Annotated in this window: 20 protein-coding genes and 1 other RNA gene; 11 read left to right on the top strand and 10 right to left on the bottom strand. The window is 69.8% G+C overall.

Annotated features, from left to right (window positions below):
• Nucleotides 1-30: 30 nt before the first annotated feature.
• The 5 genes from AC5W7N_RS24045 to AC5W7N_RS24025 all read left to right on the top strand — a co-directional run bounded on the left by AC5W7N_RS24045 (nt 31) and on the right by AC5W7N_RS24025 (nt 12803).
• A complete protein-coding gene (locus AC5W7N_RS24045) occupies nt 31-768 on the top strand; it encodes a zinc ribbon domain-containing protein (protein ID WP_163814174.1) in 738 nt (245 codons plus the stop codon).
• Nucleotides 769-812: 44 nt separating this feature from the next.
• The gene (locus AC5W7N_RS24040; protein WP_175585912.1) at nt 813-2072 is read left to right on the top strand and encodes a bifunctional RNase H/acid phosphatase; all 1260 of its coding nucleotides are present in this window, start codon (nt 813-815) and stop codon (nt 2070-2072) included.
• A gap of 353 nt (nt 2073-2425) precedes the next feature.
• Complete coding sequence (locus AC5W7N_RS24035; protein ID WP_495922224.1) at nt 2426-4900, top strand: FAD-dependent monooxygenase; 2475 nt, start codon at nt 2426-2428, stop codon at nt 4898-4900.
• 171 nt (nt 4901-5071) lie between these two features.
• Nucleotides 5072-12283 (top strand): non-ribosomal peptide synthetase, encoded by a 7212-nt coding sequence (locus AC5W7N_RS24030; RefSeq protein ID WP_195021144.1) that lies wholly within the window; start codon nt 5072-5074, stop codon nt 12281-12283.
• A 91-nt stretch (nt 12284-12374) separates the two neighbouring features.
• On the top strand, nt 12375-12803 hold the full coding sequence (locus tag AC5W7N_RS24025) for a hypothetical protein (protein WP_163814177.1): 429 nt from the start codon (nt 12375-12377) through the stop codon (nt 12801-12803).
• Between the two features lie 75 nt (nt 12804-12878).
• Here the strand turns inward: AC5W7N_RS24025 and AC5W7N_RS24020 are convergent, their stop codons facing one another.
• The 6 genes from AC5W7N_RS24020 to AC5W7N_RS23995 form a co-directional block, all read right to left on the bottom strand.
• Nucleotides 12879-14111 carry a molybdopterin-binding protein gene (locus AC5W7N_RS24020; protein WP_228821632.1) on the bottom strand — a complete coding sequence of 411 codons (1233 nt, stop codon included), beginning with the start codon at nt 14109-14111 and terminating at the stop codon, nt 12879-12881.
• Nucleotides 14112-14377: 266 nt separating this feature from the next.
• Nucleotides 14378-14986 carry a dihydrofolate reductase family protein gene (locus tag AC5W7N_RS24015; RefSeq protein WP_280213458.1) on the bottom strand — a complete coding sequence of 203 codons (609 nt, stop codon included), beginning with the start codon at nt 14984-14986 and terminating at the stop codon, nt 14378-14380.
• A gap of 74 nt (nt 14987-15060) precedes the next feature.
• On the bottom strand, nt 15061-16110 hold the full coding sequence (locus tag AC5W7N_RS24010; RefSeq protein WP_195007258.1) for an ABC transporter ATP-binding protein: 1050 nt from the start codon (nt 16108-16110) through the stop codon (nt 15061-15063).
• Nucleotides 16107-16916, bottom strand: a complete 810-nt coding sequence (modB, locus tag AC5W7N_RS24005; RefSeq protein ID WP_163814180.1) for a molybdate ABC transporter permease subunit — start codon at nt 16914-16916, stop codon at nt 16107-16109. The genes AC5W7N_RS24010 and modB overlap by 4 nt, the downstream gene beginning before the upstream one ends.
• Nucleotides 16913-17689, bottom strand: a complete 777-nt coding sequence (modA, locus tag AC5W7N_RS24000; protein WP_195021140.1) for a molybdate ABC transporter substrate-binding protein — start codon at nt 17687-17689, stop codon at nt 16913-16915. The genes modB and modA overlap by 4 nt, the downstream gene beginning before the upstream one ends.
• Before the next feature lie 4 nt (nt 17690-17693).
• On the bottom strand, nt 17694-18092 hold the full coding sequence (locus AC5W7N_RS23995) for a TOBE domain-containing protein (RefSeq protein ID WP_194989799.1): 399 nt from the start codon (nt 18090-18092) through the stop codon (nt 17694-17696).
• A gap of 206 nt (nt 18093-18298) precedes the next feature.
• On the opposite strand from AC5W7N_RS23995, the gene pip reads away from it, so the two are divergent.
• Complete coding sequence (gene pip, locus AC5W7N_RS23990; protein WP_228816127.1) at nt 18299-19186, top strand: prolyl aminopeptidase; 888 nt, start codon at nt 18299-18301, stop codon at nt 19184-19186.
• Between the two features lie 35 nt (nt 19187-19221).
• Here pip and AC5W7N_RS23985 read toward each other — a convergent pair whose 3' ends face one another.
• Together AC5W7N_RS23985 and fabG are read right to left on the bottom strand one after the other, a co-directional pair.
• Nucleotides 19222-19698, bottom strand: coding sequence for a GNAT family N-acetyltransferase (locus AC5W7N_RS23985; RefSeq protein ID WP_195021138.1), 477 nt, complete (start codon nt 19696-19698; stop codon nt 19222-19224).
• Between the two features lie 44 nt (nt 19699-19742).
• Complete coding sequence (fabG, locus tag AC5W7N_RS23980; RefSeq protein ID WP_163814184.1) at nt 19743-20495, bottom strand: 3-oxoacyl-ACP reductase FabG; 753 nt, start codon at nt 20493-20495, stop codon at nt 19743-19745.
• A 229-nt stretch (nt 20496-20724) separates the two neighbouring features.
• Here fabG and AC5W7N_RS23975 point away from each other — a divergent pair, with 229 nt between their 5' ends.
• Together AC5W7N_RS23975 and AC5W7N_RS23970 are read left to right on the top strand one after the other, a co-directional pair.
• Nucleotides 20725-21735, top strand: coding sequence for an NAD(P)/FAD-dependent oxidoreductase (locus AC5W7N_RS23975; protein ID WP_195021137.1), 1011 nt, complete (start codon nt 20725-20727; stop codon nt 21733-21735).
• A 70-nt stretch (nt 21736-21805) separates the two neighbouring features.
• Nucleotides 21806-22432, top strand: a complete 627-nt coding sequence (locus AC5W7N_RS23970) for a class I SAM-dependent methyltransferase (protein ID WP_163814186.1) — start codon at nt 21806-21808, stop codon at nt 22430-22432.
• Nucleotides 22433-22592: 160 nt separating this feature from the next.
• On the opposite strand, the gene AC5W7N_RS23965 is transcribed toward AC5W7N_RS23970, so the two are convergent.
• Nucleotides 22593-23000, bottom strand: a complete 408-nt coding sequence (locus AC5W7N_RS23965) for a MerR family transcriptional regulator (protein WP_163814187.1) — start codon at nt 22998-23000, stop codon at nt 22593-22595.
• A gap of 49 nt (nt 23001-23049) precedes the next feature.
• Here AC5W7N_RS23965 and AC5W7N_RS23960 point away from each other — a divergent pair, with 49 nt between their 5' ends.
• Together AC5W7N_RS23960 and AC5W7N_RS23955 are read left to right on the top strand one after the other, a co-directional pair.
• The gene (locus AC5W7N_RS23960) at nt 23050-23925 is read left to right on the top strand and encodes an NAD(P)-dependent oxidoreductase (RefSeq protein WP_163814188.1); all 876 of its coding nucleotides are present in this window, start codon (nt 23050-23052) and stop codon (nt 23923-23925) included.
• A gap of 184 nt (nt 23926-24109) precedes the next feature.
• Nucleotides 24110-24934, top strand: coding sequence for a class I SAM-dependent methyltransferase (locus AC5W7N_RS23955; RefSeq protein WP_228816125.1), 825 nt, complete (start codon nt 24110-24112; stop codon nt 24932-24934).
• Nucleotides 24935-25012: 78 nt separating this feature from the next.
• On the opposite strand, the gene AC5W7N_RS23950 is transcribed toward AC5W7N_RS23955, so the two are convergent.
• Nucleotides 25013-25900: an alpha/beta hydrolase gene (locus AC5W7N_RS23950; protein WP_163814190.1), complete on the bottom strand. Its 888-nt coding sequence runs from the start codon at nt 25898-25900 to the stop codon at nt 25013-25015.
• 36 nt (nt 25901-25936) lie between these two features.
• On the opposite strand from AC5W7N_RS23950, the gene rnpB reads away from it, so the two are divergent.
• An RNA gene (rnpB, locus tag AC5W7N_RS23945) (RNase P RNA component class A) lies at nt 25937-26352 on the top strand.
• The last annotated feature ends 79 nt before the right edge of the window (nt 26353-26431 follow it).

Below are 26431 nucleotides of genomic sequence, written 5' to 3'. Positions count from 1 at the left end.
GTCCACAGCGTTGTCAGGAGTTTGTCCGCGTTGAATGTCGAACCACCGATCCAGGCCAAGCTGCTGAAGCTCGCCGCCGTCGACGCCGAGCTGACCCGTATCGCGCACCGGCGCACGGTACTGCCCGAGCAGCAGGAGGTCGACCGGCTCGAGGCCGAGCGCAATGCGCACAAGGACGCCGCGGTGGCCGTGGAGATCGTGCTGGACGACCTGGACCGCGATATCCGCAAACTCGAAGGCGAGATCGAGGCCGTGCGCAAGCGCGAGGAACGCGACCGCGCCATGCTGACCTCCGGTTCGGTCGGCGCCAAGCAGCTCTCCGAGCTCCAGCACGAACTCGGCAGCCTGGAGCGGCGCCGCTCGGTGCTCGAAGACGATCTGCTCGAGGTGATGGAACGCCGGGAGGCCTCCGCCGCCGACCACGACCACGCCGGCGCCCGGCTGAGCAAGGCCGACGAGGATCTGGAAACCGCCAAGCGCGCCCGCGACGAGGCCGTGGCCGACCTGAACGTCGCGCAGGACCGTTGCGACCGTGATCGCGCCGAACTGGTCGGGGCGTTCCCCGACGAGCTGCTGACCATCTACGACCGGCAACGCGCCCAGCACGGCGTCGGCGCCGCGCTGCTGCAGGCCCGCCGCTGTGGAGCGTGCCGGATCGAACTCGACCGCGGCGAGATCGCCCGCATCGCCAAAACGGCTCCCGAGGTCGTGGTGCGGTGCCCGGAGTGCGGCGCGATCATGGTCCGGACCAAAGAGTCGGGGCTGTGAGTTCGGGTCGGTGAGATCGAAGCGAGGAGGTGGCGGTGGTGTCCGTGCGTGAGGTGATCGTCGAGGCCGACGGCGGCTCGCGCGGCAACCCCGGCCCCGCGGGCTACGGTGCCGTCGTCTTCGACGCCGGCCACAGCCGCATCCTCGCCGAACGGATGGAATTCCTCGGCGTCACCACCAACAATGTCGCCGAGTACCGCGGGCTGATCGCGGGCCTGGAAGCGGCCGCCGAACTCGGCGCCCGCGAGGTGACGGTGCGGATGGATTCCAAGCTGGTGGTCGAGCAGATGTCGGGCCGCTGGAAGGTCAAGCACGCGGCCATGATCCCGCTGGCCGACCGGGCCAAACGCCTGGTCGCCGGGTTCGATCGGGTGAGCTTCCACTGGATTCCACGCGCGGAGAACGCGCACGCCGACCGGCTGGCCAATGTCGCGATGGACGACGGCGGGCTGGTCGACGAGGTGCGCACCGCGCGCGAGGCCGGCCATGCGCCCACCGCGCTCGGCGGTGCCGGCGACCCGGCCGGCTCCGGCGCGGGGTCGGCGGCAGGCATCGAACGCGAACAGCCGGTCCGGACCGAAGAAGGCCGCGAAGCCTCGCCGCTCGGCGAAAGTTCGGCGACAGCATCGCAAAGCCCGCGCGAACCGCTCGTGACCGCCAAGCAACCACCGCCCGGCTGGACCGGTCTGAGTGGCCGCCCCACTCGATTCCTGCTGCTGCGCCACGGCCAAACCGAGCTCTCGGTCGAACGCCGCTACTCCGGTCGCGGTAACCCGCCGCTCACCGCACTCGGCCGGGAGCAGGCGGCGCGGGCGGCGAAGATGCTGGCCGCCAAGGGCGATATCGCCGCGGTGATCTCCTCGCCGCTCGGGCGCGCTCAGGAAACCGCCGAGGCGGCGGCGAGCGCGCTCGGGGTGCCGATGCAGGTCTGCGACGGTCTCATCGAAACCGATTTCGGCGACTGGGAAGGGCTGACCTTCGCCGAGGCCGTCGAGCGCGATCCGCAACTGCACTCGGCCTGGCTCGGCGATCCCTCGCTGCCCGCCCCGGGTGGGGAGAGCTTCGACCAGGTCCGCGAGCGGGTCGAGGCGGCGCGGCGCGATCTCGTCGCGCTCTATCCGGGCGCGAATCTTGTTGTGGTGAGCCATGTCACACCTATCAAGACGTTACTGCAACTCGCGCTCGGGGTAGGGCCGTCGCTGCTCTACCGGCTGCATCTGGACCTGGCGTCGCTGTCTATCGCCGAGTTCTACCCGGACGGCGGCTCGTCGGTGCGTCTGGTCAACGATACGAGCTATCTATAACTCGCCCCGAGGCAACTGACATAGGGTGCCCTCACGCGGCTCGGCGTGTTGTTTTGGAGGATTGGTTAATCCCCAGCGTGCGCGGCGAATCCTGCCGAACTCCAACGTAATTGCGCATGGCAATTACCTTGGTGAGCGAATACCGGTTGCATTGGTCGAATTTAGAGGATCGCGGTACGCTTCGGACCGGTCAGGCACAGGCGTCCCGTCCGGCCTGTCTGATCGGGGAAGGGTGTTGGTTTCCCGGTCAGCGCTGTCGGGGGTGACGATCGGCGAGTAATGCTGCTCACCAGCGGTTTCGAGGGATGAAATCCGCGCTGTGCTGCCTAGTGGTCTACGAGAGTGCAGGTTCGATGAGCAGTCCGATCAAGGTAGTTGTACTAGGGGCGGGGATCGGCGGACTCACCACTGCCGCCGCATTGCGACATGCCGGGTTCGGGGTCGAGCTCTACGAGGCGGGGCCCGAGCTGCGGGCGCAGGGATTCGGTCTTTCGGTACAGGCCAACGGGATCAACGCGCTGCGCAGCCTCGATCTCGGACTCGACGCCGAACTCCTCGAACGCGGTGGCCGCGTCGAGACCTTCCAGTTCCGCAAGCCGGAGGGCACCCTGATCCGGGAGCTGCCCGTCTACAAGCTCGACGCCGGGCTCGGCGCGCCCGCGGTCGCGCTGCATCGCGCCGATCTGCATGCCGCGCTGGTGCGCGCGATCGGTGACACGCCGACCTTCACCGGGGCCCAGGCCACGCGTTTCATCGATGACGGTGATCGGGTCCGGGTCGAGTTCGCCGACGGCCGCGAAGCCGAGGGTGACCTGCTGGTCGGCGCCGACGGCATCCACTCCATGGTGCGTGCCCAGCTGCACGGCCGGTCCGAGCCGCGACCGGGCAATTTCGTGTGTTGGCTGGCGTGTATCCCGTTCGAGCATCCCCGGGTTCCGCGTGGCGCCTCGGCCCATTACTGGGGCACCGGAATGCGTTTCGGCATCCACGACATCGGCCACGGCCGGGTGTACTGGTGGGGCACGATGACCATGCCGGGCGAGGAGGCCGCCGACTGGCAGGGCACCAAGGACGACCTGCTGCGCCTGTACGCGGGATGGGCGCCGGAGGTGCGCGCCTGCATCGAGCAGACCGAATGGTCGGATGTGCTGGCCGTGCCCGCGCAGGACCGGCCGCCGCTGGCCGAACTCGGCCGCGGCCGGGTCACCCTGCTCGGTGACGCCGCGCATCCGATGCTGCCCAGTCTGGGACAGGGCGCGAACTCGGCCATCGAAGACGCCGTCGTCCTCGCGCACACGCTGGCCAACTCGCTCGATCCGATCGCCGGGCTGCGCCGCTACGAGCAGTTGCGCGCCGATCGCAGCGCCATGTTCGTCAACGGCTCGGCTCAGCTGGCCAAGGTCGAGCAGACCGGCAACGACAAGGCCGTCGCGGTGCGCGACGCCTACTTCCGCCGCGCGCCGGAGGCGTTCTTCCTGAACAACCTGGCCAAGCCCATGGGCTTTCCGGAACTCGGCGGCCCGAGCGTCGACCTGCCGCGCGAGCTCTCCCCGATGGAGCGCTGGCACTGGATCGCCGATCAGCTCGCGCCGCTGCACATCCTGTCCCGGGTGCGGGTGCACGGCACCGTCACCGCCGAGCAGATCCGCGCGGGTCTGGACGAAGTGCAGCGCCGACATCCGCTGCTGCGGGTCGCGATCGCGGCGAATCCGGATGGCACCGAACCGAAGTTCGTGCCCACCGATCGTCCGCTGCCGCTGCGGGTGGTGGAATCCGCGGATCCCGACGCCTGGCTGTCCGAGACGGACGAGGTCGAGCTGCGTGAGCCGTTCGACTGGCAGCAGGGCCCGCTGGGCCGCGCGGTGCTGATCACCGACCCGGCAGGCCAGAGCGCCGACCTGGTGGTGACCCTGCATTACGCGATCGCCGACGGTGAATCGGCGATGGCGGTGGCCAAGCAGATTCTGCAGGTCGCCGCGGGTGAAGCGGGCGAGCTGCCGGTGAGCCCGGTGCGTCCGGGCCCGGAGCGGCTGTTTCCGGCGAAGTACCGGGGCGGCAGCGGGACTCGCAAGATGATCGGCGCGCAGCTGCGCGACCAGCTGGCCCAGTTGCGCAAACCGCGGCGGCTGGAACCGACCACCCTGGTGCCGCCCGCGCAGCGTCGCAGCCGCGTGGTGCACCGCAAGCTCGACGGTGACCGCCTCGACGCGCTGCTGGCCGGATGTGAGGCTCGCGGCGTGAGCTTGCAGTCGGTGCTGTCGGCGGCGCTGCTGGTGGGTGCCGCCCGTGAGGCGGGCACCACGGGTGCGGCGCCGTACACGGTGGGCAGCTCGGTGAACTTCCGTTCGCACCTCGACGGTGTGGTCTCCGACGCCGAAGTCGGTTCCTACCAGGGCATGATCGCCACCATGGCGAACTATGCGCCGTGGGTGTCGCTGTGGCAGCTGGCCGGGGAGATCGACGGCGCCTACCGTGAACGGATGGCGCGCCGCGACCACATGTCGGCGCTGAATCTGTTGCAGGCGGTCGGCCCGAAGTCGGTGGCGGCCAGCGCTTCGACGGTGAAGCTGATGGACAGCCGCGGTCCAGGCCACCTGTGCATGACCTACCTGGGACAGTACGACGTCCCGGACAAGATCGGTGCCTGGCGACTGTCGGAGGCGCAGTTCGTCTCCGGCATGTCGGTGAGCGGTTTCATCATGGCGACCGCCAATGCCACCCACGGTCAGCTGTCGTTCAACGTCGGATACGTGGAACCGGCGGTGTCGACGGAACGGGCCGAACTGCTCGCCGACGAGAGCATCCGGGCGCTGCTGTCAGCGATCTGAGACAGATCGTTCACCGTCCGACAACCGCGTGGCGGCCCGGCAGTCCCCGGGCCGTCATCGCCACAACCTTCGATCGATACGGACGACTGCTCTGGCGTCCCCGCGTGATCACAGCGCCGTGACCCGCCGACGCCGGCAGCGGGTCCGAACCTGGCCGCACGAGGAGCTACCGTGAATTCCGAGACGACACCGGCGGACGCGGAGGAGCCCGGCCTAGCCCGCTGGCCGGTCACCGCCTATCAGCGCGACGTGCTGTCCGCCGCCTTCCGGTTCGCACCGGAACCGGTGTCCCAGTTGGCCGTCAAGGGCGATGTGGACCGGCCGCTGGATGTGGCGCGGATGCGGGAGGTGCTGCATCGCGCGGTGCGCCGCAACGATGCGTTGCGCCTGCGTTTCGAACTCGTCGACGGGGAGTTCCGGCAGTGGGTTTCCGAGGTCGAACCCGTGCTCGAGCACGTCGATTTCACCGCTGAACCCGATCCGGCGCAGGCGTGCGCGGACTGGATTCGCCGGATGTCGGCCCAGCCCATCGAGGGGCCGTCCAATCTGGCGGTGGCGGTATTGGTCGACGATCCGGCCGATTTCCACATCTTCATCCGGGTGCAGCACGCCAATGCCGACGGCTGGGCGTTGAACATGCTGCTGGCGCATCTGATCCACGACTTCCTGAGCCCCGACAGCGCCGAGCCGGAGCCGCTGCCCTCCTATCGGGAGTTGCTCACCGCCGAGCAGCAGTACCGGTTCTCAGCGGACTGGAATGCCGACCGCGAGGCGCTGCTCGACCACGTCGGTGACGCTGTTCCGGCGCTGTTCACCCGCACGTCCGCGCCGACGGCCGCGCGCGGGCATCGGGTGGTGCGCTTGGACAAGGCCTATCTGGATCGGCTGCGCGGCACCGGCACCTCGCCGTTCGCCTACACCGCGGCCGCGCTGGGCGCCTACCTGTGCGCGGTGCACCGCACCGATGAGGTGATGCTCGGCGTGCCGATGCTCAACCGCGACACCCCCGTCGCGCTGGCGGCGGGCGGACATGTCACCAATATGCTGCCGGTGCGGGTGCGCGTCGGCGAGCGGCGGACGCTGGCCGAGGTGGCCGCCGATGTCGCCGCTCAGATCAAGGCGTTGAAGAAGCATCAGCGCTTCGCCTACGGCGATCTCATGCGCGCGCTCGCCGAAGACCCGTCCGCGCCACCGCTGTTCGACGTGTCGTACTCGTATATGCGGTTGCCTGCCTCGGACCATCTGGATCAGATCATGGCGCGGCTGCGGCTGCCCAATGCCGGATCCTGCCTACAGGCGCTCAATATCGTCGCCATCGAACATCAGCGTGACGGTTCGCTGAGCGTGCAGTTGATCTACGACCTGGATGTCTTCGACGACACCTACCCGATCGGCAGCGCCCTCGACAGCGTCGCCACCATGATCGAGGCCTCGCTCACCGACCCGGAGCAGCCGGTATCGGCGTTGCCGCTGCTGTCGCCGGCGACGGCGCAGCGGGTCGCGGAGTTCGAGGCCGGTCCGCGCACCGACTTCCCGTACACCACGCTGGACCGGCTCTTCGCCGAACAGGCCGCGGCGCACCCGGCGCGTACCGCGATCATCGCCGCCGACGGCGAGCGCCTCGGCTACGCCGAATTGTCCGAGCGCGCCGATGTTTTCGCCGATCAGCTGCTCGAACTGGGCGCTACCGGCAACGAATGCGTGCCGGTGATCCTGTCGCGCTCGCCGCGGATGCTGGTCGCCATGTACGGCATCCTGCGGGCCGGCTGCGCCTATGTGCCGCTGGATCCGGAGTTCCCGGCCACCCGCATCGAGACCGTGCTGGCCGATTGCGGTGCGCGGTTCGTGGTGGCCGGACCCGAACATCAGGAGGTTTTCGACCGGCTGGGTGTGGTCCGGGTCGAGCCGGGGGAGGTGCATCCGGTGAGCGTCGAAAACCGTTCGCATCCGGCCGATCTCGCCTATCTCATCTACACCTCCGGTTCGACCGGCAAGCCCAAGGGCGTGATGATCGAGCACCGCTCGGTGGTCAACCGGTTGACCTGGATGCAGCGGCGCTACCCGCTGGGCGCTGCCGACGTCATCCTGCAGAAGACGCCGGCCACCTTCGACGTGTCGGTATGGGAGCTGTTCTGGTGGTCGATCACCGGCGCGCGGGTGGCGTTGCTCGAGGCCGGCGGGGAGCGCGATCCGCGCCGCATCATCGCCGCCATCGAGAAGGACGCGGTGACGGTGCTGCATTTCGTGCCGTCGATGCTCGCGGCCTTCGTCGACGAGCTCGACAGCGATCACGCCGCCGTCGCGCGGATCGCCTCGCTGCGGCGGGTGTTCTGCAGTGGCGAGGCGCTGCCGCCCGCGCTGGTGCGCCGTTTCCAGGCGGTGTTCGCCGCCGCCGGAGTGACCGCCCCGCAGCTGGTGAATCTGTACGGGCCGACGGAGGCGACGGTCGACGTCTCCTACTTCGACTGCCCCGACGGCGAAGCGCTCGACGTGGTGCCCATCGGCCGTCCCATCGAGAACATCGACCTGCTGGTGCTCGACGAACACGGCCGCAGGTTGCCGCCCGGTGTGCCCGGTGAGCTGAATATCGCCGGTGTCGGTGTGGCGCGCGGCTACCGCGGCCGCGACGACCTTACCGCCGCGGCGTTCGTGCACGACCGCACGGTCGCGGGCCGTCGCCGCTACCGCACCGGCGACCTGGTGCGCTGGCTGCCCGACGGCCAGATCGATTACCTGGGCCGCTTCGACGACCAGGTGAAGGTGCGCGGCAACCGCGTCACCCTCGGCGAGGTGCAGAACGCGATGCTCGACTGCGCCGGGGTGCGCGCGGCGGCCGTCGTCGACGAGAAGTCACCGGCGCAGGGGGTGTACCTGGTCGGCTATTACGTCGGCGAGTCCGAGGCCGAGCCCGCGCGCGACCGATTGGCCGCCGAGCTCGGTGAGCGGCTACCCAAATACATGGTGCCGAGCCGGCTGGTGCGGGTGGATCGGATCCCGGTCACCCGCAACGGCAAACTCGATCGCCGGGCACTGGCGCAGGCCGCGGCCGAACAGCAGCCTGCCGAGGCGGCCGCAGGTTCGGGTGAGCCGCGCAACGACGTGGAGGCCGCGCTGGTGCGGGTGTGGTCGGCGGTCCTGGGCGTCGACACGATCGGCGTGCACGACAACTTCTTCACCCACGGTGGAGACTCGATCCTCGCGCTGTCGGTGCGCACGGCCGCTGAACGCGCCGGTATCCGCTTCGATGTCGACACCTTCTATCAGCGCCCCACGATCGCCGAACTGGCCGAGGTGATCGCCGACAGCGCCGAGCGGGCGCCGGAGCCGGTCACCGCACGGCTGGCGACGGTGCCGCTGGTCGATCATGCCGCACTGCACCGCGCCGAAGACGCCTTCCCGGCCACCGCCCTGCAGCTGGGCATGCTGTTCCACAGCCTGGAACGCGCTGATTCGGTGACCTACAAGGATGTGTTCCGCTATCGGCTGCGGATTCCGTGGCAGGAACGGCAATTCCGCACCGCCTTCGACCGGCTGCTGCGGCGCCAGCCCGCGCTGCGGTCGTCTTTCGAGCTGACGAAGTTCTCGGTGCCGCTGCAGATCGTGCATCCGGAGATCACCGCCGATTACGAGGTCGTGGACCTGACCGGCATCGCCGAGGCCGAAGCCGAGCGCCGGGTCGAGGACTACATCCAGCAGCGCAGGCACGCGGCCTACTCCATCGACCGGGCACCGCTGCACGCCCTGCGCGTCTTCCTGCGCGCTCCCGAAACGTCCTCCGGCACCGCGGCGGTCGATCTGGTGCTCAGCTTCCACCACGCCATCCTCGACGGCTGGAGCGTGGCGACCTCGGTGCTCGAGCTGCTGCGCGACTACCTGCACGCGCTGGGTGTGCTGGAAACCGGCATCGACGACACCGCGCACCCGGCGGCGACGCTCGCCGAGTACGCGCAGGCCGAACTCACTGCCACACAACGTGTTTCGTCGCGGGCGTACTGGCGCGAAGTACTCGCCGGTGCCGAGGCGACCGCGCTGACGGCCTTGGCGGCGCATCAGCCGCAATCCGCCGGCCCCGCGAAGGCGCGGGCGTTGGTACCGCAGCGGCTCAGTGCCCGGATCGCCGATTTCGCGGCGCGACATCAGGTCCCGGAGAAGGCGGTGTATCTGGCCGCGCATCTGCTGACGCTGCGGCTGCTGTCCGGGCGCGCCGATGTGACCACCGGCGTCATCAGCCACGGCCGCCCCGACCGTGCGGGCGCCGAAAGCCTGGCCGGGCTGTTCCTCAACACGCTGCCGATGCGGCTGGACGCCACCGTGACCACCTGGCGCGACGCCGTCGACCAGGTGGTGCGCCGCGACCGCGCCGCCTACCCGCATCGGCGCTACCCGCTGCGTTCGATCATGGCCGATCACGGCGGACCGGTGTTCGAGACGGCGTTCAACTACGTCAACTACCACCAATTCCAGGCCGTTCTCGGCGCGGACCGGGTGGAGCTCGACGACATCGACATTCGCGAGGAAACCAACTTCCAGCTGCTGGTGACCGCGGCCACCGATCCACGCGACGGCCGGATGTGGTTGCGCGTCGACGGTGACGGCGCGGTCGGCGCCGAGCAGTGCGAGATGTTCGCGCGCGCCGAGCTGCGGATGTTGACGGCTCTGGTGGACAACCCGGACGCCCCGATCGATCCGGGGGCCGAGTGGGTGTCGAGTCGTGACGTCGGTGCGCTGGTCGCCGAGGTCGCAGCCGTGCGACCGTCCGATATCGCCGTCGCCGCCGACGACTGCGCCTGGACCTATGACGAGCTGGTGACCCGCAGCGACGTCATCGCGGCCCGGCTGCTCGCGCACGGTGTGCGCACCGGGTCGAAGGTGGCCATCATCGGCCGCAGCACCCCGGAGCTGGTGGCGCTGGTGCTGGCGGTGGCCCGGATCGGCGCGGCGAGCGTCCCGCTGGACGTGCGTTATCCGAGGGCGCGGCTGAACCTGATGATCGAGCGGGCCCGCCCGCACCGCGTGGTTGTCGACGCCGGACACCTCGACCTGGTCGATGATCCGGCGCTGGTGCTCGATACCGCTGAACTCACCGCCCCGGCCGGTCCGTCGGACCCGGCGGCGCCGCGTTTCGGGCCGGTGCCTCCGGAAACCACGGCCTACGTGCTGTTCACCTCCGGCTCGACCGGCGAACCCAAGGGCGTGGCGATGCCGCATCGCGGCCTGACCGCGCTGGTCGACTGGCAGCTGCGCGCGGAGTCGGGTAGCGGACTCGCGAGCACGCTGCAAGCGGCGCCGCTGAGCTTCGACGTCGCGTTCCAGGAAATCTTCACCACCCTGGCGGCGGGTTCGACGCTGCGGGTCAGCGAACGCGACCTGCGTGCCGATATGGACGAACTGCTGAGCACGGTGGCCGACGAGCAGATCGAGCGGGTGTTCCTGCCGTATGTGGCGTTGCAGGCGTTCGCCGAGGCGGCGTCGGTGCGCCAGACCTACCCGACCGGGTTGAAGGTGCTGGCGTCCTCGGGTGAGCAGTTGCGCATCACCGACGAGATCCGCGCGCTGTGCGCGTCGGTGCCCGGTCTGCTGCTGGAAAACCAGTACGGCCCCACCGAAACCCATGTGGCGACCACCTACACCCTCACCGGCCCGGAGAGCTCGTTCCCGGTGCTGCCGCCCATCGGCCGCGCCGTCGACGGCGATACCGCCGAGATCCTGGACCGGCAGTTACGGGTGGTGCCCGACGGCGTGATCGGCGAGATCTACCTCGGCGGTCGCTCCCTGGCACGCGGCTACGAAGCCATGCCCGGTTTGACCGCGCAACGGTTCGTCGCCGCCCCGGGCGGTGAGATCCGCTACCGCACCGGCGATCTCGGCGTGCGGCTGCCCTCGGGCGATATCGTCTGCCTCGGCCGCAGCGACAGCCAGGTCAAGATCCGTGGCTACCGGGTGGAACCGGCCGAGGTCGAGCTCACCATCCTCGGCCTGGCCGAACAGTTCCCGGGCATCAGCGAGGCCGCCGTGGTGGCGCGCGGGTTCGGCGGGATCGATGGTGCGCTGGTGGCGTTCCTGGCCGGCGATGCCGGGACCACCGATCTCACCGCGCTGCGGGCCGAACTGCGGTCGGTGCTGCCCGCGCATATGGTGCCGTCGCGGTGGCAGTGGGTGGAGTCGATGCCGCGCACACCGAGCGGCAAACGTGACGACCGGGCACTGCTCGCCCTGCCGGTGACGGGCACCACCGAACAGGCGCAACAGCATCGGGAGCCGGTCGACGATATCGAGCGCTCGGCCATGGAACTGCTCGCCGAATACGCCGGCCTGCCGTCCATCGGTCCCGATGACGACTTCTACGCCATGGGTGGCACCTCCATCGGCGCCATGCGCGTGGTGATGGGGCTGTCGCGCCGTTGGGGCGTCGAGCTGCCGATGAGCGCGTTCGTGGCCGCGCCGACCGCGGCCGGGCTGGCCGAGCTGATCCGCGCGGGTGACACCCGGCCGAGCTTCGATCCGCTGGTGCCGATCCAGCCCGAAGGCACCAAACCGCCGCTGTTCCTGGTGCATCCGATTGGCGGCAACGTGCTGTGCTACCTCGCTGTCGCCAAGTATCTGGATCCGGATCGTCCGGTGTACGGGTTGCAAGCGGCCGGCGCCGATACCGGCAGCACGCCGCTGAACTCGGTCGCTGCGATGGCCGATTCCTACATCGCGGCGATCCGCCGAGTGCATCCTGAGGGTCCGTACCATCTGGCGGGCTGGTCGTTCGGCGGTTATGTCGCACTGGAAATGGGGCGCAAGCTGCCCGAGCACGAAGTGGCCAGCGTGACCCTGCTCGACACGATGGCGCTGCGGCAGCAGTCCCGCGAACCCATCCCCGAGGAGAAACTGATCCGCTGGTTCTTCCTCGAACTGCTCTGGTACGCCCGCGGCAATGAGACCGCGCTCGGCGAGTTCGAACCGGATGTGCACGATTCGGCGGAACTGTTCGACGCCATGCTCGCCGAGGCCATCCGCTCCGGGATCCTGCCCGAAGGCAGTCCGGCGCAATCGATTCGACGGTTGTACGAGGTGTTCCACGCCAACTACACCGCGCTGATCACCTACCAGCTGTCGGTCTTCGACCGCGATATCACGCTGCTACGGGCCACCGACGGCATCCCGCGCGGCTTCGACATCGCCCACCAGACCATCGGCACCATGTTCGACAGCGAGAACAACGGCTGGGAACAGTACGCCGGCCGCCGATTCGAGGTGGTGGCGGTGCCGGGCGATCACCTGCACATGATGACCGAACCGCATGTGGCCGAGGTCGGCATGCAGCTGGACGCGGCGGTGTCGTCGGCCGATCCGGACCTGGACCGGGAGTTCAGCGAGGGCATGCTCGACGTGTGACGGCGTACCGGCCGGCCATGACCTCAGAGGTTATTGAGCCCATGACCCCGCGGCCCGCACAGTGGTGCCCGGACCGAGAGAGAGGGCGATCATGAGCACTGCGCTGCGAGAGGATGCCGAACGCGTCGCGGCAGAGCCGCTGCGCTTCGCGTTACGAGCGGACGGATGGGGAACCGGAGTTTTCGGGCTGTTCTTGCTGGCAGGCGCGGTGCCGCTGCGGGATCCGCTCGGCTTGCCGACGGGCTGGTCGATCCCGTTCGGAGTGGCGATGGTCGGCGGTGGGCTCGCACTGTTGCTGATAGCCGGATATCCGGTGATCTCGGCACGGCACGCGGCGACGGTGGTGGCGGTGAACGGCGCGTCGGCGGTCGCGATGACGGGGCTCGCGTTTTCCGGGCTGATCGATCTGACTGCCGCGGGGGTGAGTTTTCTGCTCGCCGGTGCGGTGGTTGTGGCGTGCTTCGCGGGACTCGAATACCGCGGTCTGCGTCGTGTCGATCAGTATCGGCGCGCACGTTGACTGCCGTGCGCACCCGGAGCGGCCGTTTACGACTTCCTGTACAGCCCGCATCGTGGAGATGAGCCGGTAGACCGCTCAGCCGGGAAGTGGCACGAGCTCGACCAGCGAGCCTCGTCCCGAGCGGGGCGGCAGCAGGGCCAGCGCCCGCGCGGTGATGAGGCTCGCCAGATGCGGGGTGTGCACCGGGCCGGTGGCCTGCCAGACCCCGCCGGGCTGCTGGCAGACCGGGACGATGCGGGTCAGGGTGTCGTGGGTGCCGGAGGAATCGGCCATCCGCCCGCGCAGCGGTTCGGCCGGGATGCGGGCAGTGCGGGCGTCGACGATGGCGGGGCCGGTGAGCAGCAGTGCGGCGATCGCGGCGAACGGGTTGCCGGGTAGTGCGAGCAACACGCGGCCGTCGGGCAGCAGCGCGACCAGCTGGGAGCCGCCCGGACGGATCGCGAGGCCGTCGATGAGGATGTCGGCGCGCAGCTCGGTGAGCAGGGCGCGCAGATGATCGGCCGCGCCGCGGCCGGTGGCGCCGACCACCACCACCAGGTCGGCCTCCGAACGCAGCGCGAACCAGGAGCCGAGCAGCTCCCGGCAGTCGTCGAGCCGCCAGACATGAGTGGTCTCGATATCGCAGGCCCGCAGATAGGTGGGCAGCACCGGGCCGATCGAATCCCGCGTCTGACCGAGCGCCAGCGGGCCCTGCGCGCGGATCTCGGAGCCGGTGATCAGCACATCGGCCCGCAGCGGCCCACGGACGGAGAGGCTTGGCACCTCGGCGCTCGCCGCCGCCGACACCACCGCGGCGGACACGCGGGTGCCCGCCGCGGCCAACTGCGCGCCCGGATGCCAGTTCTCCCCGCGGCGGCGGGTGTCGTCGCGCACCGGCGCCTCCGGGAGACGTGCCAGCAGGGTGTCGCCGGACAACATACTGGTGGAGACGAATTCATCGCGGACGACAGCGGTGGTGCCGGTCGGCGTCGGCGCGCCCGTCGCGATGCGGACCGCCTGCCCGGGTTCGAGCGCCCGGCCGCCGTGGGCGCCCGCGACCCGGGTATCGCCGCGCAGCACCCACGGTCCCGGCCCGCAGACCGCGTAACCGTCCATGGCGGCGGTATCGACCCGCGGCAGCGCGGTCGCGGTGGTCAGCGGCTCGGCCAGCGTCGCTCCGGAGGCCTCGGACGGCGGGCGTTCGGTGCTCGCGATCGGAGCCAGCCGGGCACGCAACAGCGCCCGCGCCTCCTCGACCGTGCGGGCCGTGTCGCCGCATCCGGCCTGGCCGGTGTGCGCCACCATCGCGCGGGCGGTCGGCGCGCTCATCGCCGGTCCGCCTCGCGCGCACCGGCCGGCCTCGGACCCGAGCTCACCCACATCATGCGAGCCATCCTCGCCGCCGCCGATTTCCCGCCATTTTCGGCGCAGTTGCCCCGCAATGACGCTGTGCTCACACTCCCGGCTGTGCGGCTGTGCGGCTGTGCGGCTGTGCGGCTGTGCGGCTGTGCGGCTGTGCGGCTGTGCGGCTGTGCGGCTGTGCGGCTGTGCGGCTGTGCGGCTGTGCGGCTGTGCGGCTGTGCGGCTGTGGCGGTTCAGGTCAGCTCGGGGCTGATCGGGCGGTAGCGGAGGTTGACCTCGGCGTCGGGGTCGTCGCCGTTGGCGAGGGCCAGCGGGATGGGTGTGCCGCCGGGATGGTCGAACAGGCGAATCCCGTCCCCGAGCAGCACCGGCGCGATGTGCAGGTCGATCTCGTCGATGAGTCCGCGTTCGAGCAGCTGCGCGCCGATCGTGGGCGAGAAGACTTCGAGATTCTTGCCTGCGGCCGCCTCGAGTCCGATCCGGACCGCTTCGGCGACATCGCAGTTCAGGAAGGTGACGCCGGCGGCGGGTGTGGCGTCTTCGGGGTGGTGGGTCAGCACGAACACCGGTCCTTGCCAGGCGCCGCCGTAGATGGCGGTGGGGTCGGGGTAGGCGTCCCAGCCGGTGCGGCCGCCCAGCACGGCGCCGGTCGTCTCGACGTACTCCTCGACGAGGCCGGGTCGGGAGGTTCCGCGCATCCAGTCCATGGAATGGTTCGGTCCAGCGACGAATCCGTCCAGCGACATGCTGAAGTGCCAGAGCACCTTCCCGCCCGCGGTCTGCGGTGCGGTGTCCGGCAGCGCTCTGGCTGCTGTGTTCTCCGAGGTCATTGCGGTGTCCACGGGCCTTCCTCTCGTCGGGTTCCTGGTAGTGACGACCAGGCGGGCCGGCGAAACTCATCGCTCGGCGCGCGATCCTATGCCGGATAGGTGTGGATTTCGGTGGCCTTGAGGGCGGCCCACAGCTCGGTTCCCGGGCGCAGGCGCAGTTCGGCGACGGTGGCGGCGGTGACGTCGGCCAGGGCCGGGGGAGTGCCGTCGAGCCGGACCCGGACCGTGTGCGCATGCTGTTCGACCCCGGCGACGGTCACCGGCCAGGTATTGCGCGGACTGCCCGCAGGACGTTCCGGATGCAGGCTGACGGCGCTCGGCGGGAAGGCCAGATGTACCGCAGCTGTTGCCGGTTCGGCGATCGTCAGCTCGCCGCCGCGGTCGAGGTCGACGACCGTGCCGCGCGCGGTGCCGCGGAAGAGATTGAGACCGACCAGATTGGCGACGTAATCCGAGCGGGGGCGCCGGGCGACCTCGGCGGGCGCACCTTCCTGCACGACGGCGCCGTCCTCCATGATGACCAGCCGGTCGGCGAGCACCATCGCATCGAGCGGGTCGTGGGTGACCAGCACCGTGTGGCCCGGATAGTCGCCGAGATGGTGGGCCAGGTCGCTGCGCACCCGGATCCTGGTGCTCGCGTCCAGCGCGGCCAGCGGCTCGTCCAGCAGCAGGAGTTTCGGCTCGGTGGCCAGCGCCCGCGCCAGCGCCACCCGCTGCGCCTGACCGCCGGACAAGCTGCGCGGTTTCGTCTGCGAATACTCGCCCAGCCCCACCCGTTCCAGCCAGTGCCCGGCCCGCGCCCGCGCCGCTGCCCGCCGCATCCCCCGCGCTCGCAGCCCGAACGCGACATTGTCCAGCGCATTCAGATGCGCGAAGAGCAGGTAGTCCTGGAACACCACTCCGACCTGCCGGTGCTCGGCCGGCGTGAACGTGTGCGGCGGTGCGTCCCAGAGGCGCTCATCGAGCCGGATCGCACCGTCGGTGAGCGGTGTGAGCCCGGCCAACGCTCGCAGCGCGGTCGTTTTCCCGGCACCGTTGGGCCCGAGCAATGCCACCACCTCGCCGGCCCGCACCGTCAGCGCCAGCCCGAGTGCGAAGCCGCCGCGGGTGATCCGGATATCCGCCTGGAGCGTCATCCGATGCCCCGCGTCCACCGCTCCCGCAGCGCCGCGAGCACTCCGACCGAGACCGCCAGCAACACCAGGCTCAGCACGATGGCGGCGTCCGGGTCGGTTTGCAGCGCCAGATACACGGCCAGCGGCATGGTCGTCGTTTCGCCGGGGAAGTTGCCCGCGAAGGTGATGGTGGCGCCGAATTCGCCGAGCGCGCGCGCCCAGCAGAGCACCGCACCGGCCACCACACCGGGCAGGATCGAGGGCAGGGTCACGCGGCGGAAGCTCAACCAGGGGGAGGCGCCGAGTGTGGCGGCGGCTTCCTCGTAGCGCGGATCGGCCGCCCGCAAGGCGCCTTCGACCGAGATCACCAGAAACGGCATCGCGACAAAGGCTTCGGCGACCACCACACCGGCCGTCGTGAACGGCAATGACACCCCGAACCATTCGTGCAGGTATTGGCCGATCAGCCCGCGACGCCCGAACACCAGCAGCAGTGCCACACCGCCCACCACCGGCGGCAAGACCAGCGGCACCGTCACCAGTGCCCGCACCAGCCCGCGGCCGGGCAGGTCGGCGCGTGCGAGCAGCCAGGCCAGCGGGATGCCGAGCAGCAGGCAGATCATCGTCGCCAGGCTCGCGCACACCAGCGAAAGCCGCAGCGCTTCCGCGATTTCCGCGCTGAACAGCCGATCCGGCAGGGTCCGCCACGGTGCTCGCAGCACCAGGCCCACCAGCGGAACCACCAGGAACAGCAGCCCGATCACGGCGGGCACCAGCAAGATCGGTGGCCGCCGTCGCCGCACCCGTCGTGCGACGGTCCGGGTCACGGCGTCTCGAATCCCGCGTCGGCGAAGACCGTGCGGGCCGCGTCGGATCCGATGAAGTCGACGAATGCCGCGGCGGCCGGTGCGTTCGGCGCGTGCGCGACCGGCGCGATCGGATACTCGTTGACCGCGCTCGCCGATTCCGCGAACTCGATGCCGTCGACCTTGTCGCCGGCCGCTCGCACATCGGTGCGATACACCAGCGCGGCATCGACCTCGCCGAGCGTCACCTTGCTCAGCACGGCCTTCACGTCGGGTTCCCTGGTGTCGGGTTTCGGGGTGATCCGCGCGGACTCGAAGACCTTCGTGGCCGCCGCCCCGCACGGTACCTGTTCGGCGCACAGCGCGATGACCGGTTCCTCGCGGCCGAAATCGGACAGACCGGTGATCGCGCCGGGATTGCCTGCGGGAACCGCTATTTCGAGGCTGTTGCGGACGAACGTCACCGGCGATCCGGTGATGTCGCCGGAATCGACGACCTGCTGCATGTTCTTCGGGGCGGCCGAAGCGAAGACGTCCGCGGGCGCGCCCTGCCGGATCTGCTCGGCGAGTTCGGAGCTCGCGCCGAAGCTGAACACGACGTCCACGCCGGGATGCGCGGCCTCGAACTGCGCACCCAGCGCGGTGAATGTCTCGGTGAGCGAGGCGGCAGCGAAAACGGTTACCCTGCCGCTGATTTCACCATCACCGGGCGCGGCCGAGCCGCCATCCCCGCAACCGGTGAGTGCGAAGGTGCTCGCGACGAACAGCGCGGCGACATGACGATAGCGGTGCACGAGTTCAGCTCTCCGGGATCTCGACGACGACGTGCGTGGATTTCACCGAGGCGACGGCCACGCTGCCCACCTCGAGGCCGAGTTCATCCACCGACTCCCGGCTGACCAGCGACACCAGCCGGAACGGACCTGCCTGCATCTCCACCTGCGCCATCACGGTGTCCTTGACGATGCGCGTGACGATGCCGCGCATGCGGTTGCGGGCCGAGGCGGCGACCGTGGTGCCCGGCTCGGGCGCCTCGGCGCCGGCGCGCAGGAATTCGGCCAGGTCGCGCCCGCTGATGCCCTTGCGTCCGTTGTCGAGCTGAATCGACGGCAACCGCCCATGGTCCACCCACCGGCGTACGGTGTCATCACTGACACCGAGCAGGGCTGCTGCCTCGCTGATCCGCAAATTCGACACGATTGGGAGCATATTCCCGCATCTGCGGAAATCAAGGCGTCATGATGATCGTTATCGAACCTGCGCGTTTCCAGTGCGGACGGGTGAGGTGGCGGAAACATCGTGTTAGCGTCCGCTGGGTGGATTCACCGCCGTCGCAGCCGCACGCCTTTCCCGTGCTCGAGCCGTACGCGTCCGGCCTGCTCGATGTCGGTGACGGCAATCGGATGTATTGGGAGACCAGTGGTAATCCGCGCGGGAAGCCGGTGGTCGTCGTGCACGGTGGGCCCGGCGCGGGTGGCGGCGGCTCGCGTCGGAGCGCCTTCGATCCGGCGATCTACCGCATCGTGCGCTTCGACCAGCGCGGATGTGGGCGGAGCCTGCCCAACGCGGCCGATCCGCGAGTGCGCCTCGCGGTGAACACCACCGAACATCTGATCGCCGATATGGAGCGATTGCGCACCCACCTGGGGATCGAGCGGTGGATGCTGTTCGGCGGATCGTGGGGTTCGACGCTGAGCCTCGCCTATGCCCAGCGGTACCCGGAACGGGTGACCGAGATCGTGCTGGTCGGTGTGACGATGACGCGGCGCGCGGAGATCGACTGGCTCTACCGGGGCGTCGGGCTGCTGCTGCCGCAGGAATGGGAGCGGTTCCGCGAGGGTGTGCCCGCCAGCGACCGTGACGGCGATCTGGTCGCCGCCTACAGCCGGTTGTTCGACCACCCCGACCCGCAGGTCCGCGTGGCCGCCGCCCGCAACTGGTGCGCCTGGGAAGACGCCGTCATCGCCCACGAAACCACCGGTTCGCCCGGCCAGTACAGCGCCAAACCCGAAGCCGCCATGCTCACCTTCACCCGCATCTGCGCCCACTACTTCGCCCACGCGGCCTGGCTGCCCGACGGCCGGCTCCTCCACGACGCCCACCGCCTGACCGGCATCCCCGGCATCCTCATTCACGGAAAACTCGACCTCAGCGCTCCGCTCCGCACTGCCTGGGACCTCGCCAACGCCTGGCCCGACGCCGAACTCCAGGTGATCGACGATTCCGGGCACACCGGAAGCCCGGCCATGGGCGAAGCGGTCTTGTCGGCCGCCGCCCGATTCGCGCGGTGAACACAGCGATCCAGCGGGGCCCTGGGCATTACTCGCTAGGTGGCCAGACGAAGGACCATCTCGTTCTCCGGCCGCGGATCCTCCGGCCCGCACGGCTGCCGGCGCCCGGTGTAGTGAAAACCGTTACGCCGGTACAGGTTCTCCGCGTGGTGGTTGCCGTCGAGCACCCACAGTCGCAGCTCCGAATGGCCGCTGTCGCGAGCCCACTCGATCACCGCGTGCACCAGCCGGTCGGAGATTCCGCTGCCGCGCGCGACCGGATTCACCCACATCGACACCAGCTCGGCGGACCCGTCGGCACGAAAGCCCGCAGCCGACCCGATGGGAACACCGCCGTCTTCGGCCACGAACAACGTCCGCGGGCGGGCCCACTCACGCCAACGCTGTTCGTTCCACGCCGATGCCTCGGCGAACGTCGTACTGAACGTGCCGGGCGGCGATCCCGCGAGCGCGTCCAGGCGAACGGCCCGCGCCACTTCCCATTCCGCAGGCGGCACCCGGCGCACGATCATCGGTCGATCGTGCGCCGGATAGCGCTCGCCCGCAAGGGGATTGATCAGTCCTTGGGTCCGCCGGCAACGTAGATGACCTGGCCGGAGACGAAGCCTGCGCCCTCGCTGGCCAGGAAGGACGCGGTGTGGGCGATGTCTTCGGGGTAGCCGACGCGGGCCACGGGGATCTGCGAGGCGGCGGCGGCCTGGAAGTCCTCGAAGGAGGCGCCGACGCGGGCCGCGGTGGCGGCGGTCATATCGGTGACGATGAAGCCGGGGGCGATGGCGTTGGCGGTGACACCGAACTTGCCGAGTTCGAAGGCGAGGGTTTTGGTGAAGCCCTGCATGCCCGCCTTGGCGGCGGAGTAGTTGGCCTGGCCGCGGTTGCCGAGGGCCGAGGTGCTCGACATGTTGATGATGCGGCCGAACTTCTGCTCCACCATGTACTTCTGCACGGCCCTGGTCAGCAGGAACGCTCCACGCAGATGCACGTTCATAACCGCGTCCCAATCGTCGACGCTCATCTTGAACAGCAGGTTGTCGCGCAGGATGCCGGCGTTGTTGACCACCACCGTCGGTGCGCCCAGCACGCCTTCCAGCCGCTCGACCGCCGCCGCCACCGACGCCTCGTCGCTCACATCGGCGCCGAGCGCCACCGCCTGTCCACCGGCCTCGGTGATCGCCGAGACCGTATCGGCGCAGGCGCTCTCGTCCAGATCGAGCACGCCGACCTTCATGCCGTCGGCGGCGAATCGTCGGGCGATCGCCGCGCCGATTCCCCGCGCGGCACCGGACACTACTGCGACCCTCTCGGTCATGAACGACGTCCTTCCTCGAAGTAACTGCTTCGCAGCCATCTAACACCCGCTGGGCCACCGCGCGTCGGCACGTCGAATCCGCCCTGGTGTGACAGTGTTGGTCCCGCCGACTGGCGGTTGGCGCGCTCGCGGGTGATACCCCCTTCCGCCCGCCAAAATTTGCCGCATTGGCAAATTTTCTTGCCAGGATCGTCAACTGTTCGCATCATCGTGTGCGGAGGTGGTCACAGTGACCGATGAGCTGAAAAACAGCTATGACGTGGTGGTACTGGGCGGCGGAGCCGCGGGGCTGAGCGGTGCGGTGACGCTGGCGCGGTCGAGGCGGTCGGTCGTGGTGATCGATGCGGGCGACCCACGCAACGCACCGGCGGACGGCGTGCACGGCCTGCTCGGCCGCGAGGGAATGCCGCCCGGCGAACTGCTCGAACGAGGCCGCGCGGAGCTTCGCGGATACGGCGGCCGGATCGTCGCCGGGGAGGTGGCCACGGCCACGCGCGACGGTGACGGATTCGCCGTCACCCTGACCGACGGCCGATCGACCCGCGCCCGCCGCCTGCTGGTGGCGACCGGCCTGACCGACGTGCTGCCCGACATTCCCGGTCTACGGGAACGCTGGGGCCGCGACGTCCTGCACTGCCCGTACTGCCACGGCTGGGAGGTACGCGACCAGGCCATCGGCGTGCTGGCGAGCAGCCCGATGTCGGTGCACCAGACGATGTTGTTCCGGCAGCTGAGCGACGACGTCACCTTCTTCACCCATACCGCGCCAGAACCGGCCGGTGAGGTGGCCGAGGAACTCGCGGCACGCGGAATTCGGGTGGTGACCGGTGCGGTCGCAGGACTGGAGATCGACGCGGACCGGCTGGTGGGTGTGCGTCTCGCCGACGGCACCGTCGTCGCCCGCGACGCACTGGCCGTGGGGTCGCGCATGGTGGCGCGGGCCGGGTTCCTGGCCGATCTCGGGCTGACACCGGTGGAGCACCCGATGGGCATGGGCGAGCACATCGCCGCCGATCCGACGGGCCGCACCGACGTGCCCGGGGTGTGGGCAGCGGGCAATGTGGTCGACCTGTCGGCTCAGGTGGGCGCTGCCGGTGCCGCGGGGACCATGGCCGGCGCGCAGATCAACGCGGACCTGGTGGCGGAGGAGACCCGGCAGGCGGTCGCCGCGCTGCGCGAGAGGGCTGCGTCCGAGCCCGCAGTCGCCGAGCAGCCGGTGGGGGAGCACGCCCTCGGATAAGCGAGACCGGGCGGCGGGGCCGGCGACCCGCCGCCCGGCACCGATCGACGACCGCGACCAAAGGATCAGCATGACAGAGGAATTCGGCAAGGAATTCTGGGAGACGCGTTACCACGGCGCCCACTCCGCCGCCCGCGAACCCAACCCGCACCTCCTCGCCGAGGTGGGTGACCTACCGCCGGGCACGGCGCTCGACGCCGGCTGCGGGACGGGCGGCGAAGCACTGTGGCTGGCCGCTCAGGGCTGGCAGGTGATGGCCGTCGATATCTCCGATGCGGCCCTGCGGCACGCCCGCGAACGGGCCGACGCCGCCGGTGCCGACATCGCCGCCCGCATCAGCTGGCAGCAGGCCGACCTCACCGAATGGGTGCCTCCCGCTGCGCAATTCGACCTGGTGTGCACTCACTACGTCCATACCTCCGGCTCCCCGCAGGAGTTGTTCGAGCGCCTCGCCACGGCCGTCGCCCCCGGCGGAACCCTGCTCATCGTCGGTCACGCCCCGAGCGACCACCTGTCCAGCCATGCGCACGGCTCGTCATCGGCACACGTGCACGTCACCGCCGAAGACATCGCCGCGGGCCTGGACCCCGGCCGGTGGGAAGTCCAGGTAGCCGAAGGCCGTTCCCGGCAGACCATCGGCCCCAATGGTTCGGAGGTCACGCTCGAGGACACGGTGTTGCGCGCACGTCGTCGCTGACCGGTTCCGTCCACATCGCGACGGCCGCCCGCGCCTCGTCTCGGTCCCGGCGGCGGGGGCGTCCATCAGGCCGAAATCGCTTGTCGCGCACCCGGTTGAAGCGGTCGCCGGGTCATCGTCGTGAATTCGGTGGGCCGGTAGTGGGTCGTGCGCCGCCCGCTCATGCGGTGACGCGCGCGCGACCGGATCCGTCGAACGGCGGGTAACTGTCCCCGCCCGTCCGTTCGGCGGCCGCGATGTACTCGGCGAGGGCGTCGCGGGAGCGGGTCAGTTTGTCCAGCTGGTCGTCGAGCCGGTTCATCCGCGAGCGCATCGCGTCGAGCAGTTCGGGGCAGCCGGGCAGGTCGGGCGCTTCGCCGGTGGCGCAGGGCAGCAGGTAGGCGATGTCGTCGCTGGACAGGCCGGCGTCGAGCAGGTGCCGGATCTGGCGCACCCGAAGCACGGCGTCCTCGGGGTAGTCGCGATAGCCGTTGGGGCTGCGGTCGGCCTCGAGCAGGCCTTGCGCCTCGTAGTAGCGCAGCTGGTGGGCGTTGACGCCCGTGCGGCGGCTCAGTTCCCCGATCAGCATCGACACCTCACTTGACCTTCAGACCGGTATGAACGTTGATCATGCTGCCATGACCAACACCGAAACATCCGTGTCCATTCTCGGACTCGGCCTGATGGGCCGGGCACTCGCACGCGCCTTCCTGAAAGCCGGGCATCCGACCACCGTCTGGAACCGCACGCCCGCCACGGCCGAACCGCTGGTCGCCGAGGGCGCGCGGCAGGCTCCGACGGCCGCCGAAGCGATCGCCGCCGGATCACTGACGATCATCTGTGTGAGCGACTATCCGGCGGTCTACGAGCTGCTCGACGGGGCGGAGCTCGCGGGCACGACCCTGCTCAACCTGACCTCCGGCGACTCGGCCCAGGCCAGGGCAGCCGCCCGCTGGGCCGAGCAGCGCGGCGCCCACTACCTCGACGGCGCCATCATGGCCATCCCACAGGCGATCGGCACCGACGAGGCGGTGATCCTGCTCAGCGGCGTGCAGGCGCATGCCGAAGCGCATCGCTCGACGCTGGAAGCGCTCGGCACGCTCACCTATCTCGGCGGCGACCACGGCTTGGCGTCGCTGTACGACGTGGCGGGGCTGGCCATGATGTGGGGCGTCCTCAACGCCTGGCTCCAGGGCACGGCCCTGCTCCGCACCGCCGGCGTCGACGCCGCCACCTTCGCCCCGTTCGCCCAGCAGATGGCCGCGAGTGTCGCCGGCTGGCTGCCCGGACACGCGGAGCAGATCGATGCAGGCTCGTTCGCGACCGAGGTGGCCTCGCTCGACACCCACGTGCGGACAATGGCGCATCTGATCGAGGAATGCGAGGCGGCCGGCATCAATGCCGAGCTGCCGAGATTGATCAAGTCGATGGCCGACCGATCGGTCGCCGCCGGGCACGGTGGAGACGAATATGCCGTGCTGATCGAAGAATTCGCCGAGCCGGGCGCTGCCTGATGGACACCGCCGCACACGGGCGAGCCGCACGCTCGGTGGCGATCTCGGCGGGCGGATCCGGCGAGTCCGCGGTGCCCGCTGGAAAACCGGTGGCGGCCGGCTTCGGGCATCAGTACAAAGGTTCGTCGGGGCGCACGAGAGCAGCCGGGGGATTGAACCGTCGAAAGGGCCTGCCGTGAACGAGATGGAAGCCATCGCCGCCAACCGCGCGAACTGGGACGACCGCGCCGACGTCCACGTGCGTTCGCGGATGTACGACGTCGACGCGTTCCTGGCCGATCCCACCGATATCTCCCAGGTGGTACGCAACGATCTGTCGGTGCTGGAGCCGCACCTGCCGGACACCGGGATCCACGGGCGATCCCTCCTGCATCTGCAATGCCATATCGGCACCGACACCGTCTCGTGGGCACGGCTCGGCGCGGTCGAGGTGCACGGCCTCGACCTCTCGCCGAACTCGCTGCGCCACGCGGCGCGGATCGCGGCCGCCGACGGCCGTGACATCACCTGGGTCGAAGGCGACGCCCGCTACGCCTCCTCGGCGATCGACCGCCGCTTCGACACGATCGTCACCAGCGCCGGAACCATCGTCTGGCTCCCGGATCTCACCGATTGGGCCCGCTCCATCCATGACCTGCTCGAACCGGGCGGTGTCTTCCTCATCCGCGACGACCACCCGATCCTCGGCGCCATGGACTTCCAGCCCTGGACCATCACCGACGATTACCTCACCGGCGGCGGTGTCCTGACTTATGAAGATTCCGGCACCTACACCGAGGATTCGGAGGGCTTGATCACCCACACCACCAACCACGAATGGCGCCACGACCTCAGCGAAGTCGTCACCGCGCTGCTCGCGGCGGGCCTGAGAATCGAAGCCCTGCACGAACTCCCGTACATGGACTGGCCGGCGTTCCCGGCCCTCGAGCCCTGCGCCGAGGGCTGGACGACGGCCCCCGGCCACCCGCGGATTCCGTTGAACTTCGCCGTCGTCGCGCGCCGGGGCTGAGCTCATCTGGCGGGCGTGAGACCCCGGCCGGGTCCGGATCCGGCCTACCGCGCCGAGCCGGCCCCGCCCAGGGCATGCTCAGGGGCGCAGCACCGAGACCAGGAATTCGGTCTGGTCGTGCACGGCCTGCTCGAACACGTCATCGAAGTAGATGTCGAAATGCCCTGCGTCGTAGCGCTTCACGATGGCGTGCTTGGTGCGTTCGGCGGCGCGCAGCGCGGGTTTGACCGGTGCCACCGAATCGTTGTCGCACAGTGCGTAGAGCACCGGCATCTTCAGCGCCTTGGCGCGCCGCCCCGGTGCGTCGAACAGGGCCGAGAAGGCCACGCGCGCGGCTACTTTCGGCTGATAGCTCTCGCTTTCCTCGGCCAGCCTGCCGAAACCCTCCGGCACGTCGGGCGCCGACATCAGCGCGGCGGCACGCTTGCGCCCGGCCAGCCGCACCGGAACGGGCTTGCGCCGGATCGGTCCGATCAGCAGATCGGTGGCGGCGATGGTGGCCACCTTGGTGAGGCTGGTCGGGCCCTTCGCCATGGCCGAGGCCCAGCCGCTGGTGAACGGCACCTGCGCCACCACCGCGGCGATATAGGCGTCGTCCGGTGCCACCGACAGCACGTGCCCGCCACCGAAAGAGGTGCCCCACAACGCGATCCGGGTGGCGTCGAACCCGCGGATGGTGCGCGCGTAGGCGATCGCCGCATGCCAGTCCTCGCGCTGACGGGCGATGTGCAGCAGCTGGCGCGGTGCGCCGTCACTGGCACCGAAATGGCGATAGTCGAAGACCAGCACCCCCATCCCCGCGGCCGCGAACCTGCGCGCGTACCGATCCAAACCCATTTCCCTGTTGGCCCCCAGGCCGTGTCCCATCACCACGAGCGGGCGGGGTTTGGGCACGCCATCCGGACGGTAGAGCCAGGCGGCGCACTGCTCTCCCCCCGACGGGAAGCTGACCTCGACACGTTCCATGGTCGATTAACTTACCGAGTATCCTGTGCTGGCGGACGAGTCGGCCGGGCGGCCGCGGCGACGGGAACGGGCACTGCGGTGTCGCTGCCCGGCGCCGAGGAAAGTCCGGACTCCACAGAGCAGGGCGGTTGCTAACGGCAACCCGGGGCGACCCGCGGGACAGTGCCACAGAAAACAGACCGCCCACGACCTCTCGGGGTCGTGTGGTGAGGGTGAAACGGTGCGGTAAGAGCGCACCAGCGCCCCGGGTGACCGGGGCGGCTCGGTAAACCCCGCCCGGAGCAAGGTCGAAGGTCGCATCGCGTGCGATGCGGCTGCGCAGGTGTTCGAGGGCTGCTCGCCCGAGCCTGCGGGTGGACCGCTCGAGGCACCCGGCGACGGTGTGTCCAGATGGATGGCCGCCACCCGGTGCGAACCGGGGACAGGATCCGGCTTATACGCCGGCTCGTCCGCCCCAGACGCCGAGCGGCGGGGGCCCCCAAAGGGGGGCGGAGTTGCTGGCTTAGGTTTTTCCCAGCTTCGGGAGCATGG

Source organism: Nocardia sp. CDC519 (genome assembly GCF_059509835.1).
The sequence above is the reverse complement of the archived record's forward strand: the minus strand, read 5'-3'. Positions and strand labels throughout refer to the sequence as shown.

Coding starts and splice junctions, on each gene's coding strand:
- pip (WP_228816127.1), top strand. CDS start 18,299: ATGTATTGGGAGACCAGTGGTAATCCGCGCGGGAAGCCGGTGGTCGTC.
- AC5W7N_RS24020 (WP_228821632.1), bottom strand. CDS start 14,111: ATGAGCGCGCCGACCGCCCGCGCGATGGTGGCGCACACCGGCCAGGCC.
- AC5W7N_RS24010 (WP_195007258.1), bottom strand. CDS start 16,110: ATGACGCTCCAGGCGGATATCCGGATCACCCGCGGCGGCTTCGCACTC.
- AC5W7N_RS23955 (WP_228816125.1), top strand. CDS start 24,110: ATGGAAGCCATCGCCGCCAACCGCGCGAACTGGGACGACCGCGCCGAC.
- AC5W7N_RS24025 (WP_163814177.1), top strand. CDS start 12,375: ATGAGCACTGCGCTGCGAGAGGATGCCGAACGCGTCGCGGCAGAGCCG.
- AC5W7N_RS24035 (WP_495922224.1), top strand. CDS start 2,426: ATGAGCAGTCCGATCAAGGTAGTTGTACTAGGGGCGGGGATCGGCGGA.
- AC5W7N_RS23985 (WP_195021138.1), bottom strand. CDS start 19,698: ATGATCGTGCGCCGGGTGCCGCCTGCGGAATGGGAAGTGGCGCGGGCC.
- fabG (WP_163814184.1), bottom strand. CDS start 20,495: ATGACCGAGAGGGTCGCAGTAGTGTCCGGTGCCGCGCGGGGAATCGGC.
- AC5W7N_RS23950 (WP_163814190.1), bottom strand. CDS start 25,900: ATGGAACGTGTCGAGGTCAGCTTCCCGTCGGGGGGAGAGCAGTGCGCC.
- AC5W7N_RS23970 (WP_163814186.1), top strand. CDS start 21,806: ATGACAGAGGAATTCGGCAAGGAATTCTGGGAGACGCGTTACCACGGC.
- AC5W7N_RS23960 (WP_163814188.1), top strand. CDS start 23,050: ATGACCAACACCGAAACATCCGTGTCCATTCTCGGACTCGGCCTGATG.
- AC5W7N_RS23965 (WP_163814187.1), bottom strand. CDS start 23,000: ATGCTGATCGGGGAACTGAGCCGCCGCACGGGCGTCAACGCCCACCAG.